Genomic DNA, 18781 nt, shown 5'->3' with positions numbered 1-18781 from the left:
TCCGTGAACAAAGAAAGAAAAACTCTAGTCTCTTTTCTCTTTGGTTCCTTTCATCGGAATGACTAAGGCAATCATCCCGAAAATAATACCTGAATAGTACGTGACAATCCGCCATAAAAGAATCGCTAGCACCAATTTACTCTTTGTTGTCACAAACGTACCAAAGAGCAAATTAAAGCTAAATTCAGCCCCGCCTGCCCCACCTGGTACTGGAAAAAGAGAAATAATGAGAATAATAAACGCATGAAACACCATAATTTGGGCTAAATTCAAGCCTTCTACGCCTAAGGACAACAAAATGAAATAAGGAACGGAATAATAAAGCATTAACTGCAGTACCGTTAACACACTCGCTTTAGCAATCACTTTTTTCTGTTGCTTCATGTGCTGGCTTTCTTCATAAAAAGTGGCCATTTTTTCAAAGGTTACCTCTTTTATTTTAGTAATACGCGGATTCTTCGATACTCTTTCTAACCCCTTAAACACATGCGTTGCTAAGGTTTCTGTGAATCTATAATTGTACATAATCATTAATAAAACAAACACAATCACAAAATGAATCACAAAACTAAACAAGATCAAATAGGATAACTTATGAAAATTATCCGATACCCACTGGTACCCAAAAATAATACACACAATAAAATTAAAAACAATCCAGGTTTGATACACCACAAATTTCATTAAACTGGCGGATGTCGCAACACCTGCATCCACATTCATTTTTACTAACGTAATAATCTGAGCCGGTTGTCCACCTGTGGAAAACGGTGTAATGGCATTAAACAAATGCTCAATCAAAGGCACACGATACACATCACGAAACAGCAATTCAGGATGACGCCGCTTTAAAAAAAGCTGGGTAATCCGTGCCGACAGTCCCCACTGAACTAACATCAGGACAACAGCAAAAAGAAGCCAAGCCCAGTTCATGTGAAGCAGCTCCTCATAAACCGATGCCAGACTTATCTCTTTTAATTCTTTACCAATAACATAACTTCCTAAAGCAATAGCAATCAATAAATACACTATATTTTTTTTTGACATCCGTGACCTCGCTATTTTTTAAAGAATTTAATTGAGCCTAATTGCTCTTTGTTTAATTGTTCCCATTCAAAGGACTGCAAAGTGTCCTCGTAGAAGGATTCCACTGACTCACCGAAAGCTTCACTGGAAATACCATACAACTTACGCTGTGTTACTTCTTGATTAATACCAGGGGTTGTCTCAACAAAGGTAATCAAGGCATCAGCAAAGTCCTCATCCTTTTCATAAGTCATCCCTAAAGACACATCATCAAACAATGAGTCCAAATAAGCATTGCCTTTAGCCACAACTTGAGTGCTTGAAGCCATGGCTTCTGTATAAGTGAGTCCTTGAGTTTCGGAATCCGACGCACTCACAAAAATATCTGCTGCCTGATAAAAAGGAGAGATCTCATGATTAGGAATTTCTCCCGCAAACACCACATATTCTTCTAGTGCTAATTCCGCAACAAGAGCCTCTAAATCACCTTTATAAGGCCCGTCTCCCACGATTAAGAACTTAACATTAGGGATTGCTTCTACAATGTCAGGCATCCCTTTTAACAAGGTATGAATGTTTTTTTCATAAGAAATACGGCTCACTGATAGCAGAAATACATCCGTTTCCTTAATACCATAAGTTGCCCTAATTTTCTCTAGCACTGTGGTATCTGTTGGTTTGAACTGGGTGATATCAATACCTGTTGGGATAATCTCTTTAGGCTCTTCTACACCATAACGTTCCAACGTGTCCACCACTCTTTGACTCGGACAAATCACACCAGACATATTGGCCATAAATAATTTAGAAAACTGCTTCACATGAGTTGTTTTAACTAACTTACCATTCGCAATGTAGTGAAGGTAATCTTCATACATCGTGTGATACGTGTGAACACAGGGGATATCAAGGGATTTTGCTGTAATTTTACCTAGAAATCCTAACCCAAACTCAGTATGAGTATGAATGATATCAAGCTCCAACTCTTTGGCAATATAATACGCATAAACGCCGCCTCTCACAATTACACGACGTTCCTTAAAAGAAATGAACGGGATGCTTGGCATACGAATAATATGTGGCTCTAACTCTTTCACATTAGGATCTGTGGTCGTAAAGATATACACCTCATGGCCTCTTTTTTCAAGTTCTTGTTTCAGAGTCCTAATAGATGTGGAAACACCGCTCACTTGTGGAAAATAAGTATCCGTAAAAAAACCAATTTTCAATCCGTTTCACCTCCTACTTTTCTACCTTTTATTTTTAGCACTTTTAGTATAGTAATCTAACCAAATCTCTGCAGTTCTTTCCTCACTGTAGACTTTAGCTGAAGCAAGAGATTTTTCTTTGTAGCGTTCTAGTATCTCAGGGTTTCTTTGAATGTCTTCTATTTGTTCCTGCATCCCTTCAATATCTACTGTGGACAGGTACTGATCTTTAATAATGGAATGATACAATTCTAAGTCTCTAAGCATCACTGGCGTCCCACAATTAAACGCCTCTAAAATACACATAGGAAACAACTCATTGTATGACGGTAAAAAGAACACATCCGCCACATTCAAGTATCTCATGATCTCTTTGCGGTCCACAATCCCTGTAAACCTCAAATTCTTCGGTGGGTTATCATACACAGCTTGGTATTCTTCGTACCCATCTGTCATCTTACCAAACGAAAAACCACCCGCCCAAATAAATGCCACGTCGGGATTATCTTTCGCTAGTTGTATAAAGTCATCCACACCTTTGCGTTTTTGAATCTGACCAGCCCCCATAATAACTAGGTCCTCTTTTTTGTACCCATATTCAGTACGCCACTTCGCTTGTGTTTCCTTTGTTTCTTCATAAAAATCGTCTTTAGACACAAAATTAGGAATAAATTCAATGCGGTCTCTTGGAACACCAATCGCTTCTAATTTAGGTATAAAGGTTGGATTCACTACGACTAGCTGATCCATCCTTCTGTAAAAGCTAAGCAAATACCAATTAAATATCCGTTGAAAGGGTTTAAACAGATTCAAACTGCCTTCTAACGTTTCTGGTAAAAAATGGACGTAACCAATCGTCGTCCCTCTTCTCTTCTTAAAAAAAGTAGACACATAAAAGAAGGGATCCACTGTATGGTAATGAGAGATATCTGCTTTCGTGTAAGAATTAATCTTAATATCAAAAGTATCTTTATGGTACGTCTTTAACATTTTAATTAACTCTAAGTAAGCACTCCCCACGCCTTGGCCTTTTACCTTATCAGCAGAAGAAAACATATTTATTTTTAGCACCAATTCCACTCCTCATTAGTCTGCATTCGCATTGTCTACGTCGTCTTGTTTCTTACTCAATAGTATATCATAATTTGACCTTGTCAAAAAATAAGCTATCTTATATTGTAACATGAAAAACACTAAAAAAACCACGATTTTTATCAAAAGATAAAAATCGTGGTTAACTTATCATTAATTAGTGTAAGAATTAACTAAAGCCACAACTTCTTCTGCTGTATCGCATTCAGTAATTGCTTTATTAGCTAGTTCTTCCATCTTAGTTGAATCTAAACGTTTCATTAAGCTACGTGTTCTTAAAATGCTTGTCGCACTCATTGAAAACTCATCTAAACCTAAACCAACTAATAATGGAACAGCCGTTTGATCCCCAGCCATCTCTCCACACATACCTGCCCATTTGCCCTCAGCATGCGCTGCATCGATCACGTTTTTAACTAAACGTAAAATCGCTGGGTTATATGGTTGGTATAAGTAAGAAACGCGTTCGTTCATACGATCTGAAGCCATTGTGTATTGAATTAAGTCGTTTGTTCCAATACTGAAGAAATCAACTTCCTTAGCAAAGCGGTCAGCAATCACTGCTGCTGCAGGGATTTCAATCATGATACCCACTTGGATATCTTCAGAAACCGCCACACCCTCTTCAACTAATTTTGCTTTTTCTTCATCTAACATTGCTTTAGCATCTCTGAATTCTTGTAATGTAGCAATCATCGGGAACATAATACGTAAGTTACCATGTACAGATGAACGTAATAAAGCACGTAATTGTGTACGGAACATCGCATCTTCAGCTAAACAAACACGGATAGCGCGGTAACCTAAGAATGGGTTCATCTCTTCTGGTAATTTAAGGTAAGGTAATTCTTTATCCCCACCAATATCCATCGTACGAACTACCACAGGTTTGCCGTCCATTCCTTCTAAAACAGCTTTGTATGCTTCGTATTGTTCTTGTTCAGTTGGGAAGTCTGGTGAATCCATGTACAAGAACTCTGTACGGTATAAACCAATCGCTTCACCACCATGATTTAATACACCATCTAAATCTTTTGGTGTACCAATGTTACCTGCCAACTCAAAATGTTTACCATCAGCTGTTTCTGTTTTAGCATCTTTTAATTTATCCCACTCCGCTTTTAATTCAGCAAAAGCCGTCGCTTTGTTATTAAAATCAGTGATTTGTTCCTCGCTAGGATTCACAATAACCTCACCTGTGCTACCATCTACAGCTAATACATCGCCTTCAGAAACAAAGGCAGTGATTTCTTTCGTTCCAACAACAGCTGGAATTTCTAGAGAACGAGCCATGATTGCCGAATGAGACGTACGTCCACCAATGTTTGTTACAAAGGCACGGACAAAATTACGATCTAATTGGGCAGTATCACTTGGTGTTAAATCTTCTGCAATAATGATAACTTCTTCGTTAATCATTGTTAAGTCAGGTAATTTAACGCCTAATAAGTGACTCATAATACGTTTTGTTACGTCACGAATATCTGCGGCACGTTCTTGCATGTATGGGTTATCCACCATGCCTTCAAACATGCCAATAAACATATCTGTTACTTCTTTTAATGCTGATTCAGCATTAACATTACTTTCTTTAATGTTACTTTCAACAGCCCCAATCAATTCAGGATCTGACAATACCATCAAATGTGCATCAAATACTTGAGCTTCTTCTTCACCCAAAGTTGTTGCTGCACGATCACGAATTTTTTGTAAATCTGCTGTTGATTTTTCTAAAGCATCAGAAAGACGAGCCACCTCTTGATCAACATTGTCTATTGAACGTTTTTCAAATGATAAATCTGGCTCAACTAAAAGATATGCTTTTGCAACTGCAATCCCATCACTTACGGCAATACCTTTCAATTGTTTAGTCATTATTCAGACAAACCTTCTTTTTTCATCGTTTCTGCAATCGCGTTGATAGCATCCGCTTCGTCTGCACCTTCTGCTGAAATAACAACGTCAGCTCCTTGACCAACACCTAAAGACATAACGCCCATAATTGATTTAAGATTAACTGATTTACCTTTATACTCTAAGTTAATATCTGAACTAAATTTGCTAGCAGTTTGAACCAATAGTGTTGCTGGTCTTGCATGAATCCCTGTCTCTGCTACTACATGAAAATCTCTTTTTTCCATAATTATCGTTCTCCTTTATGTGTGAGTTAATTTGATAGGCATACAAAACGTAAAACAGAACTGAAGTTTGTCGTCGTTTATAATGACCCTTACAATGATAAAGAATACCATGTTTTAAGTTTGCTTACAACTTTTTTCACATAAATTATCATTCTCTTTCATTCCGCCTATGCTTTGGTATCATCCACTTTACGATACGTAATAATCCCTTTGAGTCCAGCTTCTCCTTCCAAAAAATCCTTTTTCGGATGATTTAACCAAACCTTTCTAAAAACGAAAAAATCTTCCTTCTGAACGATGAGCTTTTCTTGTTCATCATTCAACACTTTTTCGATCTCCGTTGCAAAAAAATCTTCTGTCATCGTTTTGACACACCCTTCTATCTTACCCTTTCATTTTACCATCATTACAACAAAAGTAGTATTAAAATGACTATTCTTTTTGTCACACAACAGACAAAAACCTAAAAATGTCATTTTTTTAAGTTTTCATAAAGAAAGTAAACGACTATTATATAACATAATTTATACAACATCTGTTAGAAAGCGCTATGTAAAACTTTTCAACATAAATCTTCCTAAATAAACAAAAGCCATTAAAAGGAAAGCTTCCTTATATTCTCTAATTTTGACTCTTTAGACTATTTTTTGTCTAATATATGCTATAATGAAATCAAAGAAAGCATAATCTTTTGATTACTTAATGGGTGAGGAAAATGAAACTGATTGATGTTACCAATAGTTATTCTACATTAGTTTCTAGACAATTAGAGAACACAGATGCTATATATGTTAAAGTTTATTCACTAGGTAAAACACTTGTATTACACAGTATTGCTAATGCACACATAGAAGTTGTTTTGGTTAACAAAACACGTGAGGTCAAAGAAGCTGAAGTTAAGTATGTTTTAAGCGAGTTAATGGATAGAGACGCAACAGATCCAGATTTAAACTTCACACGTACCGAAGGCGTTGTTGAAATTTCCATTACACCAACACCTAATGTGGAAGAAGAGTAGGCTCATTCTAGTTTTCATCCTCTTATGAGAGATAAAATAAAAAACAACCTTTTGTTTATAAACAAAAGGTTGTTTTTTATATAGAATTAACTAATTGTTTGTCCCTTTTTTTACGGGAGTAAACAATACGTGAAACAATAATCCAAAGAAAGGCTAAGAAAAGACTTCCTATTTTAATTATCAATATTGTTTTAATATTAAATATCGGTTGATATCCTACAACTAATTTATTCTCTCCTTCTGGTGAATCCAACATAAGAGCCCCAATAAGGCTTGTTTTTATTTGATCTGATGGTACTAATTGATCATTAAAAGTAACCACGCTATGTTTATACGCTATAATTGGTAGCAACATCTCGCGACGCTTTTCAGTTGTCCATTTCAACTCTATTGTTCCATCATCTAAAATAGTTCTAGTAATTCCTTTTTGATTTTCTATAATTTGCTCACTATACGTTTTGTAAGGTGACAGTGCTTCAAAGTCAGCACTATTTCTAAGTGTGACTTCTCTATTTAATGGTAAATAATCTGATGTTCCTTTTTTGATTGTTTCTAAAGCTAAAGATAAATCCTTGTTTCTGAAATTTTTTCTAACCGTTACCGCTGGGTCTTCAACATTCTTGATATATAACTTATTGCCCCCCGTTGCTAACGGATTATCTTTCCATTTAAACGCATTATCTAGCATAATCAAATTAGCTGAAGTTAATGCCAAGAACATCACAGTGATCATCAGAGACATCCCTATCTTCTCTACATTCAGTTGCGTTTTACTTAAACCACTCTGCAAGAGTCTCATAAATAAAAGAGTTAATAGTACGTAAGACACCACAGCCAATCTAAATGGAAATTGTAGTATGGTTAACGCAGGAATAACATAGACGATAATATCCCATGGAAAAATGGTACTAGATACTAATAAAAAAGTGCCTCCTGTTAGAGCAATCGTCTTGTCTAATCCCTTTGTTTCTTTCCAGTTAGTTATAATGTAAACCAAACTAAACATAAATAAGCACGTAAACACTAATCCTAGGTTTCTATTTGAATTCTCAGTAGTTAAATTTAACCTTAAAGAATCTTTCATCATAAACGTTGGGATAAAAGGTCTCAGCAAGTGATTACTTCTCGTTACCTCTAAATATGAAACCAATGTATTTAAAGAAAACAAAATCGTTAATAATACTGATAACATTGCATTAACCATCCACTGAACTTTCATTTTAGTGTGTATAAAACTTTTTAAAAAGAAAGGTATAATCGCAATAACACCTATTAAAGCTGTTAACAAATGTGAATTAAGTAACGCGCTAACCGCCAAGGCAAAATACAGTGGTTTAATAGGCTCCTCTTCATTCGTAACTGCTCTCACTGCAGGAATAAATATTAATGGAAGAAGCGCAGAGCCCCATCCAGAAAAACCTTCAATAGAAGCATAATACATAACACTAGCTGATGACATGTACATGATACTAAAAATAGTAGCATAGACTGGTTTTAACTCACTTTTTATTCCTAAAACGTATGAACTTGTCCCTGCTATCACCAAACTTAAAAAGGAAGATATCAACTGGAACTTCAACCATGACTTAGTTACGTACAGTAAAACACCGTGAAAAAAAGCAAGATCATACCCATACAAGGCATTCACTATCCTACCACTACCTTCAAAGCCATACAGTGATTGATAATAATTAAATGTTTGATTATCTATTTGCTTCATGACATCATAAAAACGATTATAATGGAAAATAACATCTGAGCCAAGTGGTATTGATTTCGTGTATATCTGTGGTAATAATATAAAAATCGCAGCACTAACTATAAATACAAGTGACAGTAAATGTCTACCTTTACTTACATTCTCTTTCATTAACTCCTCTTCCCCCTATCAACTAATTTTTAAATATCAGATACTTACTAAATAAATAATTAAGCACCAAGACGATGACATTAGTAGCTACCTTTGATACTAGTATGTTAATAGAAAACACATCAATCAATACAAATAAAAAAGCTATCTCTAACACTAACGTAAGTAATCTCATTGAAACAAACAAAACAAAACTTTTGATATGATTATCTTGGTTACTTGCCTGATTAAAAACATATTTTCTACTAGCAAAGTACGAAAATAAAACAGCTAGAGCCCAAGCTAACACATTAGAGTAAACATAATATATATGAAATATGGTTTCAAATAAGAAAAAACTGAGGATATTAATTATTGTTGTAAGTACACCGACAACCAAGTAAAGGATCACTTCATTATCTTTATATTTATTCATCATAGTGCCTACAATCCTTCGCTTTTTTCTTTAATTAAGTAAATAGGTCTTTGCTTTACTTCTAAAAATGTCTTACCTAGATACTGTCCAAGGATACCAATACAAAAAAGCTGTAAACCTCCTAATGCCAATATAATACACACTAAAGAAGGCCACCCTGATGTAGGATCTTGATACACTAAGGTTCTGATAACAATAAATATTAACGCCAATATAGCACAGAGAAACGAGGTTAAACCTATGATAGTAGAGATAATCAGAGGGAATTCTGAGAAGGAGATAATACCATCCATAGAATACTTAAATAATCCCCAGAATGACCACGATGTTTCTCCTTCCGTTCTTTCAACATTGTCAAACTCCAAGTAATACGTATCAAAACCAACCCAACTAAAAATCCCTTTAGAAAAACGATTGTACTCTTTCATTTCTAAAATAGCTTCCACCATTTGTCTACTCATTAAACGATAATCTCTTGCACCAGCAACAATCTCTGTCTCTGACATTTTATTGATAATCTTATAAAACGCCTCAGCAAAAAAAGAACGTATCTTTGGTTCCCCTGTTCTTGTCACTCTTCTTGTACCGACACAGTCTACTCCTTTTTCTTGAAGCAAGGCATACATCTGAGGTAACAATTCTGGTGGATCTTGTAAATCCACATCCATTACTGCTATATAATCACCTTTACAATGTTGTAGTCCAGCATACATCGCTGCTTCTTTACCAAAATTCCTTGAAAATGATAGATAATCCACATTATCAAATTGGTTTGAATACTTCTTTAATACATCGAGTGTATTATCTGATGATCCATCATTAATAAATAGATAATGATACTCAATATCTGTTGAGATATATTCTATCTTTTTCATTTCTCTCAAGTAACTCTCAATTGTATCTTGCTCATTGAAACATGGTACAATTATTCCAATAACATTCTTCACGAAACTCACCTTTTCTCTTTCCTTATCTTAAGAACCTTCATTTTTCTCAGAAAAATCCCATTAATAATATAATGACAAAGAATTTCTACGACTCTTACTGCATAATAAGCCTCTTTTATCATGTTCGATAAAAAGAGGCCTATTATATTATAACAACGTCTTCAGTTCAACCTCAGGGTATTTATCTGCAAACCAACGCATCGCAAATTGGTTTTCAAATAAGAATAGGGGTTGGTCAAAACGGTCTTTAGCCAAAATGTTACGGCTTGAACTCATTTTTTCATCCAATTGCTCTGGATCAATCCAGCGAGCAATTTTTGTTCCCATTTGTTCCATAATAACTTCTGTGTGGTACTCGTTTTGCATACGGTGTTTGAATACCTCAAACTGTAATTGTCCAACGGCACCAATAATGAAGTCCTCTGTTAGATACGTTTTGTATAACTGAATCGCCCCTTCTTGGACTAACTGATACAAGCCTTTGTAGAAGGACTTTTGTTTCATCACGTTTTTGGCTGTAACACGCATGAATAATTCTGGTGTAAATGATGGTAAAGCTTCAAAGTCTACCTTCTCTTTTCCAGTATAAAGTGTGTCACCAATTTGATAGGTTCCTGTGTCATACAACCCAATAATATCTCCCGCCACAGCAGTTTCAACGGTTTCACGAGAATCAGCCATAAACTGAGTCGAATTGTTTAATTTAATTTTTTTGTCGTCTCGGCTTAACTTAACGTCCATGCCTTTTTTAAATTCACCTGAACAAATACGGACAAAAGCAATACGGTCACGGTGGGCTGGGTTCATGTTAGCTTGAATCTTAAAGATAAAACCAGAGAACTCATCGTTATAAGGACTCACAATTTCCCCGTCTTTTGTTTCGTTTGTCGAAGGTTTTGGTGCAAATTGTAAGAAGGTTTCTAAGAATGTTTGTACCCCGAAGTTCGTTAAAGCTGAACCAAAGAAGACCGGTGTTAATTCTCCCTTAGCAATGCGTTCTTCAGAGAATTCATTCCCAGCTTCTACCAATAACTCCACATCATCTTTGACTTGGTCAAAAATAGATAGTTGTTTGATTGGGTGAGATTTATCCACTAAATCACGGTCTTCGTCTAATGGTAAGAAACGATTGCCATCATAACGATCTGGACGGTAAATCTCCACACGGTTATTGTAAATATCATACAATCCTTCAAAGCCTTTACCCATGCCAATTGGCCAGTTCATTGGGTACGATTCAATCTCTAATACTTCTTCTAATTCTTCTAATAATTCTAAAGGTTCACGTCCATCACGGTCTAGCTTGTTAATGAAAGTAAAAATGGGAATCCCGCGCATGCGACACACTTGGAATAATTTCTTCGTTTGTGCTTCAATCCCTTTGGCACTGTCAATAACCATGACCGCGCTATCCACTGCCATTAACGTACGATACGTATCTTCAGAGAAATCCTCATGCCCTGGTGTATCTAGAATATTGATGCGTTTATCATCGTAATCAAATTGCATCACAGAACTTGTTACAGAAATCCCTCTTTGTTTCTCAATTTCCATCCAATCTGACTTAGCGTAATTACCGGTTTTTTTACCCTTTACGGTACCCGCATTACGAATAGCTCCACCAAATAATAATAATTGTTCAGTGATTGTTGTTTTACCAGCATCCGGATGGGAAATAATGGCAAAGGTGCGACGTCTATCTACTTCTTGTTGTTGATTAAATTCCATAAGTAACTCCTTAATTCTTTTATATTGTTATATTACCTTGTCTACTTAAACTAAGACTCAGTATATCATGCTTATTCTAGTTTAGGAAATGGTTCCTTTTCCACACAGTACACACATTAACTATCTCTATGGTTGTCTGCTTTTATCTGCTATGTTTATCAAGTTTACAACAACAGAAAAGCAATAAAGAATTCAAAGCTACGTGGCTCTCTTAGAAATCTTTATTGCTATAATCAACCTTTATTTATTATCCAAATAATGCTGTTAATCGATGCTATCGATTAAGGATGACTCATACCCAACACGCATCGCTTCATAAATGCGATCATTGGCTTTATTATCCCTATGAGTATAAAGATTATCTAACTTATTTTTATGATTGTCTCTCATACCAGGGTTTTCTATTAAATAAGTTAGCTCAGCAATTAATTCTGATTCAGTTCGGATGATTTCTCCAGGGAAAAAATTATACGTTAAATCTCCCGTCTTATTCTTAATAGACGTATCAAATTGATAGTAAATAATTGGTTTTTCCATAATAGCAAAATCCAGACCTACACTGGAATAATCCGTAATCAATACATCTGACTCAATTAAATAATCCTGTACTGTCTTACTGCCTTCTTTAATAATGGTAACAAAATCAGACTCAAAGCAGTCGGAAAATTTTTGGAAATTGGTATGGAGATAAAAACCAATATCAAAATGATGTGTATCAACTAAGTCTTTTAGCTTCGGATTATTAATCAAGCTCTGGAAAACATGGTAGAATTGACTCTTCACAAAATCTTCAGGGTCTTTATTATTCAAACCTTCTCTCCACGATGGCATGATAACAATTTTTTTTATTTGTTTTGTACCAATGTTGTCCATATTTGAAAACAGCCTATCAAATCTAGGTAAACCTGATACGACAACTTCCTCTTCATCATAACCAAAATCTCGCACAACCAAGTCTCTTTCGCGATAAGAACTTGTCACAAAAAGATTAGTAAAAGGACTATCCTTCTTCTTACCATAGAGATTAGACATGTCCCTCACGCCTAAAATTCCATGTTGTAAAAACACTCGGTACTTGCTCTGCAGCTCATTTTGACAAAATGTATCTACCACGGGACACAAATAATTAGTACCATGACTACTTGCAATAATATCTGCTTCAAAGAATAATTGGACATGCTCTTTAGAGCGGTACCAAACGATATGCTCTTCGTAACCTTTCAAATTATCTAAGTCCTTTGATATCTCACTTATGATATAAAAAACACGGAATTCATCTGAATGATGGTCAACTAAATACTTAAAGTACGCAAGTCCTGTGTCTTGAGCCTTATGGGGATACTCAGATACTAAAACTAAGGGTTTCTTATCTTGATATTTAGGAGAAAAATTCCCCTCTAAAATTGATTCATAGTATGAATACACATCATCTTCAATAAGTGTAATTTTAGAGGCTAGACGTTGGCCAATAATTGTTGGATACAAGAAAACCACCATTTTATTTTCTGAATCTAAATCCAATGTCACTGTGTCATTTACCGTATCGCCATATAGAATATTGATAAATGGACACACAATGTTATGCCCCTCTAAATTAAAGGAAAACTGAAAATCAAAAATATCATAACTATATATTTTACTTTCTTTCGTTTTTACAATTTGGTAAATAGCATCAGATGAAAAATCTAATTTAACTTGAGATTCATAGTAACCATTGTCTAAATTAGTTATTTTAACTACTTTGCTGTTTGTTAAACAATATTGTGATTCTCCTCTTAGCTTGATTTTACCTGTGACTTCACTAACCGCAAATGTACTTGTGCGAATCGTCAAGTAAATACTTAAAGTCTCAGCGTTTGAAAAAATACCATCTGTAGTATGGTTACTGTAATAACTTTTATAGTATGGCGGCACATTCTTGCTGACACGTAAAAAGTTATCAACGCTCTTATATAAATAATAAGTTTTTAACCCTTTCTTAACGGTCGATGGACCATCAAAAACGAGATGGTGGTAATTATCAATAGCTATTCTGTTGTTCTCTTCATCTACAATTTTTAAAGAGCCATTTTTCAATAAGATACGATTGACATCTCGAATAGATAAAAAGAACAGATTATCTTTCTTTTTAAGAAGATGTTTCTTGCGTCCGTCTGTAACATATAATTCTTTAAAAAGCCTATTAGTTGCTAATAAAAAGCCATCATTGGTCGTTGTCACCTTAATATCTTCTGATTCAACTCTCTCTAAATGTAAGTGATTAAACTTATAAAAGAAAAGATCTGATTCAGATAGACTATCCATATCCTCTATTTTTTTGTTGGCTAGATAACTCTTACTATTAAAAGAAGGTGTTACTATATTAGCGATGTAATCTTCTCGTGTTATGGTAACTGTTTTAAAATAAAATTGTTGTTTCTTACAATAATATTGAATAAATCCTAACCTATTATCCGCTTTATCTATTTTAAAAGACTTTGGCTCTTCCACGTAATTTACTGGGATACTAAAGGACACATTTATTCTTTCGTTTAAAGAACCTTCAAATCTTAATTTAAAAACGGTGACACTACGCTCCTTGGCATTGGTGCTCACCTCTTCCAAATCGAATTCAAAGTAGTAAGTAGCTTTATATATCCCTCTTTTGGTTGTTTCTTTTTTTAGTACCTCACCTTGGATGGACATCACTCTAGCATCATCTTCTGTTGTTATTACTAACTCACCATCAGCTAGTGGTACTACGGTACTAGATATCTCGAGCTCCAACGTTACCTTATAGTCATGGACGGTCATAGATTTTATTTTATCATTATAGTAATACCCTTTAGCATTTATGTTTTCTCTTTTTTCAATTACAAGCTGATTAAGTTCATTCTTGTATAAAACATAGGGTTGGTCATGAATCGTTAACAAACAAAGCCCTGAACCGGTTAATTTAAAAATTTGAAGGGGGTTATTTGACTCATCATATAACAAAAAGCTCTCTGGCAATTCCAACCAATCTTGAAATATTGTCTCAGAAATAAAAAATACGCCATTTTGAGCATTTATTTTCACCTTTTCTAAACTGTTACCTAGATAGATAACATCAGTATTGTCATGAAATTTAAGATAACACCCTTGATCAGCCTCTGTCATTTCAATACTCTTTTCGTTGATGATAACACGAAGGTCATTGGCTATTTTAGTAGTAACGTAATCCGGTTGTCTTCTTGTATCTTCTTGTGTCACAAGACTAAATACTTCTTCTACTACTTTCTTAGCAGATGTACCATCTTCTAAGTAACAATATTTGTCATAAAAATCTTGGTACTTAGCATCATATGACGCATTACCTAAGTCTTTAATATGTTGAATCAATTCTTCCGTCGTTTTAGATAACGGTCCTGGTGCCTCTGATATAAAATCAATATAAAAACCTCTCAAGTTATCTTTGTAATGATCTAAATCATAGACAAAAAATAGCAAAGGTCTTCTTGTATGAGCAAAATCAAACATCACAGAAGAATAATCTGTAATACAAGCATCTGATATCAAAAATAATTCTTGAATGTCTGGATAGTTAGAAACATCAATGATATCTTTTTTAAACTCATTTAAGTTAGACATTTTAGGGCTAGTAGCCAAATGCCCTCGTATCAATAATACATAGTCATCTGATAACTCATTTACAAATTGAGCCAAGTCTAATGTCAAATCAAAATTATTTAACGAATCATCTCTGAACGTTGGTGCATATAATATGATTTTTCTAGGATCATCTTTTAATCCCAAACGATGTCTCGTTATTTTTTTTATCGCTTCCTGATAATCATCATCACTATAAAAAACATCATTCCTTGGGTACCCTACTTCTAACATCTGATTGTTAAAATTAAATGCTGTTTTGAATTTTTCACTCGCATAACTACTAGGAGATACTAAGTAATCCCACTGAGATGAAGCAAAATTAACACGGTCTAAATAAGTAGCATTTCTCCCTATGACTACATCTAGGTCATTTTGCATTCTCTTTAGCGGCGTCCCATGCCATGTCTGAAGATAAGTAGTTCCTTTTGGTTTGACCAAATAAGAAGGAAAATTTTGATTATTTACCCAATACCTAGATCGAGATAAATAATAATAATATTTTATTCCCAATCGACTAACTACTTTTGTATTTTTCCCCAAATCAATATTAGAATTATTACATATCCAAACATATTTATAATCTGCCTCTAGTAATTGCAACTGATCGTAGATATTTTTAGGGCTATCCCCTATACTCTTGCCGACGTTACTTTCAAAGACTATAAGTTTAGGATTTATTGGCAAAATAATTCTCATCAATGTATATAAACGTTTCATGGTAGGAAAATAATATTGGCTTTTCCTTATTTTTTTGTATACCTTTTTTATAATGTTTGGTTTCAACTACTTACATTCCTTTCCTATTTTAAATCATAATATTATTAATTATACTCGTTTGTATCTTAATATTCTATACATAATTAGAAAAGATATGCTAATGATTTACGAGATAATTTTTAATAAATACAGACATCACTCTCTCTTAATAAAAGGAATGATTTATATATAATAAAAAAGAGTAGATTTCTCTACTCTTTTTTATTATAACTATCCTGTTTATCTACTTTTCTTCATCTCTGTCCGTTAAATTACGTAAACGGTGATATTTTTCATCTTCTGGTTCATCTTCTACTGGGTGAATGGTTACTTTAATTTCAAGTAAACGCGTGCCTTCTGCTTTGAAGGTCGTCAGTGTCATGTTATCCACATCAATGGATAACTCTTCTTCCTCTTCAGGAATGACACCAAGAGCCGTAATCAAATACCCAGCCATCGTGTCCACATCACTCATATCCAAAGACTTACCAAATTTTGCGTTAAAATCATCTATGGCCATACGAGCTTGAATAATGTATTCATTCTCACCAACTTTGGTGTACAACTCATCCAACGAGGTCTCATCGGACTCATCATCAATCTCACCAACAATTTCTTCCAGTAAATCCTCAAAGGTTACTAGACCAACCACACCACCATACTCATCTAACAAAATCGCCATATGGTTTTGTGATTTCTTTAATTCTAATAATAAATCATCAATAAAGATGGTTTCAGGAACAAACAAGGGTTCATGAATCACCTCTAATAAATTAAGGTTATCAAAGCCTTTAACTCTGGCTTCTTTTAACAAGTTTTTTAAATGTAGAATCCCAATGATGCGGTCTTTATCGTCATCATACACAGGTATTCTAGAGAAATTATTAGACAACACCTTATCCACGTTTTCAATCGCAGAATCATGAATGTCTATCATAAAAGCTTCCGTACGAGGCACCATCACTTCACGAGCAAGGGTTGTATCTAAATCAAAAATCCCCTGAACCATCTCCAGTTCATCAGAATCTAAAACACCTTCATTCGTTAACATGTAAGCCATCTCTTCACGAGTCATCTTTTCTGTCTCATCATCAAAAGTCATCGGGGTTAATCGACTAAGTAAATTGGTGGAACTAGATAGTAACCACACAAAAGGTTTCATCACAAAACCAAGCACTTTAATCGGTCCCATTACAAATTTAGCCACTTCTTCCGGTTTGTTTAAAGCAATACGTTTCGGGTATAATTCCCCAAATACAATGGAAATGTACGTTAATAAAATTAAAATAATCACCTGGGACGCTTGTTTCGCCCAAGCCACATCTCCAAACAATGGTGCTAATTTTTTAGCAAAAGAATTGGCCAAAGACGCACCGGCTAAAATATTAACTAATGTAATACCAATTTGAATCGTTGATAAAAAGTTACTTGAATCTGCAATAAGATTTAGCAGTTTGACTGAGGTTTTGTCCCCATCTTCCGCCTTTGTTTCTAACCGATTTCGGTTCACCGATACCACAGCAATTTCTGCCGAAGCAAAAAAGGCATTCAATAACGTTAACACAACCAACACAATGATATTAATAAGTAAAGACTGACTCTCGGGGTCAGCGTTCATAAGCTTGTTCTCTCCTAACATAGTATGTTTCTTTTTTTACAATTACGGCATTTATGTTATCACAAATAACCGTCGTTTTCAATATATATTACTCAGAGGTCTCCTCTAGTGTAGGAGGCAACTGCCCTTGTTCCTTTTTCTTCTTTGACTGCACAATCTCAAAAATATGCGTGAAGATCGTTTTACACACCGCATAGAATGGGACACCAAGAATCATCCCTAAAAGCCCTGCAATGTTCCCTGCCACTAACAAGATAATAATAATCGTTAATGGGTGGATATCCAGACTCTTACCAATCACGTTTGGATAGACAATGTTGCCATCAATTTGTTGCACAATAAGTACCACCACACAAGCAAGTACGGCTTTCCAAGGATCTGTAAAGACCGTCACGATCACAGCCGGAGCTAACCCGATATAAGGCCCAATATAAGGAATCATGTTAGTTAATCCAGCAATCACACCGAACAACACGGCATAATCCACACCAATAATCATGTACCCAACAGAAGTCCCAACAGCAACAAAGAGACACTCAATCATCTGACCACTAATGTATTTAGAAATCGTGCGACTCATTTTACTAAGACCTGACACCATCTCTTCTTTATGGTTCTCAGGGAAATAGCGCTCAATCGCTGGAATGAAACGGTGACCGTCCTTTAACATATAGAACAACATGAAAGGCACAGTAACCACAATCATCGCAATCCCAGCAACAGAACTCATCACCGAACCAATCCCCGAACCTAATCCATTCAAGGTTGACTTAGCCAAACCTCCCATGGACACATTCCACTTATCCAAGTAACTCTGGAAATCTATGTTTTGTAACGACGGGTGCTTCGATAACTCATTCGCCCAGTTCTCCAAGTCCTTCATGAAGCTAGGTGCTTTCTTCATTAATACGGCAATTTGATCTACCATCGTCGGGATAACTGATACTACTGCCACCACAATCACACCCACTAATAACAGCATGACCAAACTCACTGCTAAGGTTTTATTGACCCCTTTTTTCTCCAAGAACTTTACCACAGGGTTCACACTATAAAACAAAAACCCTGAAATAATCACCGGGGCAAAAAGAGTTGTAAACAACGTCCCTATCGGCTTGAATAAGAAATTAATTTTTGTTCCTACCAAAAACAGCGTAGCAATCACTAGTAACTCCACAGACCAAAACATCAACTTAGACTGTCGCATCTTCTCAAACATGTGTTTTCCTCCTTTTTCTGACTCTCATCTATGACTTTATTTTTTATTTTTTTCAACCTATAGTATAATATATTTAATTTAAAATAGCTTTTATTTTTTATTATTTACACAAA

The 18781-nt window shown here is 35.1% G+C and carries 14 protein-coding genes; 1 reads left to right on the top strand and 13 read right to left on the bottom strand.

Going from position 1 to position 18781, the window contains the following annotated elements:
* Window positions 1–24: 24 nt before the first annotated feature.
* From ACVWM0_RS02455 to ACVWM0_RS02430, 6 genes are all read right to left on the bottom strand, one after another.
* Window positions 25–1047, bottom strand: coding sequence for a lysylphosphatidylglycerol synthase transmembrane domain-containing protein (locus ACVWM0_RS02455; protein ID WP_476473066.1), 1023 nt, complete (start codon window positions 1045–1047; stop codon window positions 25–27).
* Between the two features lie 11 nt (window positions 1048–1058).
* Window positions 1059–2255 (bottom strand): glycosyltransferase family 4 protein, encoded by a 1197-nt coding sequence (locus tag ACVWM0_RS02450; protein WP_476473065.1) that lies wholly within the window; start codon window positions 2253–2255, stop codon window positions 1059–1061.
* A gap of 21 nt (window positions 2256–2276) precedes the next feature.
* Window positions 2277–3305 carry a glycosyltransferase family 4 protein gene (locus ACVWM0_RS02445; RefSeq protein ID WP_476473064.1) on the bottom strand — a complete coding sequence of 343 codons (1029 nt, stop codon included), beginning with the start codon at window positions 3303–3305 and terminating at the stop codon, window positions 2277–2279.
* 174 nt (window positions 3306–3479) lie between these two features.
* A complete protein-coding gene (gene ptsP, locus ACVWM0_RS02440; RefSeq protein ID WP_476473063.1) occupies window positions 3480–5201 on the bottom strand; it encodes a phosphoenolpyruvate--protein phosphotransferase in 1722 nt (573 codons plus the stop codon).
* Window positions 5201–5467, bottom strand: a complete 267-nt coding sequence (locus ACVWM0_RS02435) for a phosphocarrier protein HPr (RefSeq protein ID WP_476473062.1) — start codon at window positions 5465–5467, stop codon at window positions 5201–5203. Before ACVWM0_RS02435 ends, ptsP begins: the two co-directional genes overlap by 1 nt.
* 167 nt (window positions 5468–5634) lie before the next feature.
* Window positions 5635–5829 (bottom strand): hypothetical protein, encoded by a 195-nt coding sequence (locus ACVWM0_RS02430; RefSeq protein WP_476473061.1) that lies wholly within the window; start codon window positions 5827–5829, stop codon window positions 5635–5637.
* 353 nt (window positions 5830–6182) lie between these two features.
* On the opposite strand from ACVWM0_RS02430, the gene ACVWM0_RS02425 reads away from it, so the two are divergent.
* Entirely contained in the window at window positions 6183–6485 is a 303-nt protein-coding gene (locus tag ACVWM0_RS02425; protein WP_476473060.1) for a DUF1827 family protein, read from the top strand.
* A gap of 76 nt (window positions 6486–6561) precedes the next feature.
* On the opposite strand, the gene ACVWM0_RS02420 is transcribed toward ACVWM0_RS02425, so the two are convergent.
* The 7 genes from ACVWM0_RS02420 to ACVWM0_RS02390 all read right to left on the bottom strand — a co-directional run bounded on the left by ACVWM0_RS02420 (window position 6562) and on the right by ACVWM0_RS02390 (window position 18668).
* Window positions 6562–8355 (bottom strand): hypothetical protein, encoded by a 1794-nt coding sequence (locus tag ACVWM0_RS02420; protein WP_476473059.1) that lies wholly within the window; start codon window positions 8353–8355, stop codon window positions 6562–6564.
* A 22-nt stretch (window positions 8356–8377) separates the two neighbouring features.
* On the bottom strand, window positions 8378–8770 hold the full coding sequence (locus ACVWM0_RS02415; RefSeq protein WP_476473643.1) for a GtrA family protein: 393 nt from the start codon (window positions 8768–8770) through the stop codon (window positions 8378–8380).
* Window positions 8771–8778: 8 nt separating this feature from the next.
* Window positions 8779–9717: a glycosyltransferase family 2 protein gene (locus tag ACVWM0_RS02410; RefSeq protein ID WP_476473058.1), complete on the bottom strand. Its 939-nt coding sequence runs from the start codon at window positions 9715–9717 to the stop codon at window positions 8779–8781.
* Between the two features lie 147 nt (window positions 9718–9864).
* Window positions 9865–11445, bottom strand: coding sequence for a peptide chain release factor 3 (locus ACVWM0_RS02405; protein ID WP_476473057.1), 1581 nt, complete (start codon window positions 11443–11445; stop codon window positions 9865–9867).
* 264 nt (window positions 11446–11709) lie between these two features.
* On the bottom strand, window positions 11710–15771 hold the full coding sequence (locus tag ACVWM0_RS02400) for a CDP-glycerol glycerophosphotransferase family protein (protein WP_476473642.1): 4062 nt from the start codon (window positions 15769–15771) through the stop codon (window positions 11710–11712).
* Window positions 15772–16075: 304 nt separating this feature from the next.
* Complete coding sequence (locus tag ACVWM0_RS02395; protein ID WP_476473056.1) at window positions 16076–17449, bottom strand: hemolysin family protein; 1374 nt, start codon at window positions 17447–17449, stop codon at window positions 16076–16078.
* 88 nt (window positions 17450–17537) lie between these two features.
* On the bottom strand, window positions 17538–18668 hold the full coding sequence (locus ACVWM0_RS02390; protein WP_476473055.1) for an AI-2E family transporter: 1131 nt from the start codon (window positions 18666–18668) through the stop codon (window positions 17538–17540).
* Between the last annotated feature and the right edge of the window lie 113 nt (window positions 18669–18781).

The organism is Vagococcus sp. 211 (genome assembly GCF_056322705.1).
The sequence above is the reverse complement of the archived record's forward strand: the minus strand, read 5'-3'. Positions and strand labels throughout refer to the sequence as shown.

What these genes read in the sequence shown, in the direction of transcription:
- ACVWM0_RS02455 (WP_476473066.1), bottom strand. Translation starts at nt 1,047, where the DNA reads ATGTCAAAAAAAAATATAGTGTATTTATTGATTGCTATTGCTTTAGGA.
- ptsP (WP_476473063.1), bottom strand. Translation starts at nt 5,201, where the DNA reads ATGACTAAACAATTGAAAGGTATTGCCGTAAGTGATGGGATTGCAGTT.
- ACVWM0_RS02435 (WP_476473062.1), bottom strand. Translation starts at nt 5,467, where the DNA reads ATGGAAAAAAGAGATTTTCATGTAGTAGCAGAGACAGGGATTCATGCA.
- ACVWM0_RS02430 (WP_476473061.1), bottom strand. Translation starts at nt 5,829, where the DNA reads ATGACAGAAGATTTTTTTGCAACGGAGATCGAAAAAGTGTTGAATGAT.
- ACVWM0_RS02425 (WP_476473060.1), top strand. Translation starts at nt 6,183, where the DNA reads ATGAAACTGATTGATGTTACCAATAGTTATTCTACATTAGTTTCTAGA.
- ACVWM0_RS02420 (WP_476473059.1), bottom strand. Translation starts at nt 8,355, where the DNA reads ATGAAAGAGAATGTAAGTAAAGGTAGACATTTACTGTCACTTGTATTT.
- ACVWM0_RS02415 (WP_476473643.1), bottom strand. Translation starts at nt 8,770, where the DNA reads ATGAATAAATATAAAGATAATGAAGTGATCCTTTACTTGGTTGTCGGT.
- ACVWM0_RS02405 (WP_476473057.1), bottom strand. Translation starts at nt 11,445, where the DNA reads ATGGAATTTAATCAACAACAAGAAGTAGATAGACGTCGCACCTTTGCC.
- ACVWM0_RS02400 (WP_476473642.1), bottom strand. Translation starts at nt 15,771, where the DNA reads ATGAGAATTATTTTGCCAATAAATCCTAAACTTATAGTCTTTGAAAGT.
- ACVWM0_RS02395 (WP_476473056.1), bottom strand. Translation starts at nt 17,449, where the DNA reads ATGAACGCTGACCCCGAGAGTCAGTCTTTACTTATTAATATCATTGTG.
- ACVWM0_RS02390 (WP_476473055.1), bottom strand. Translation starts at nt 18,668, where the DNA reads ATGTTTGAGAAGATGCGACAGTCTAAGTTGATGTTTTGGTCTGTGGAG.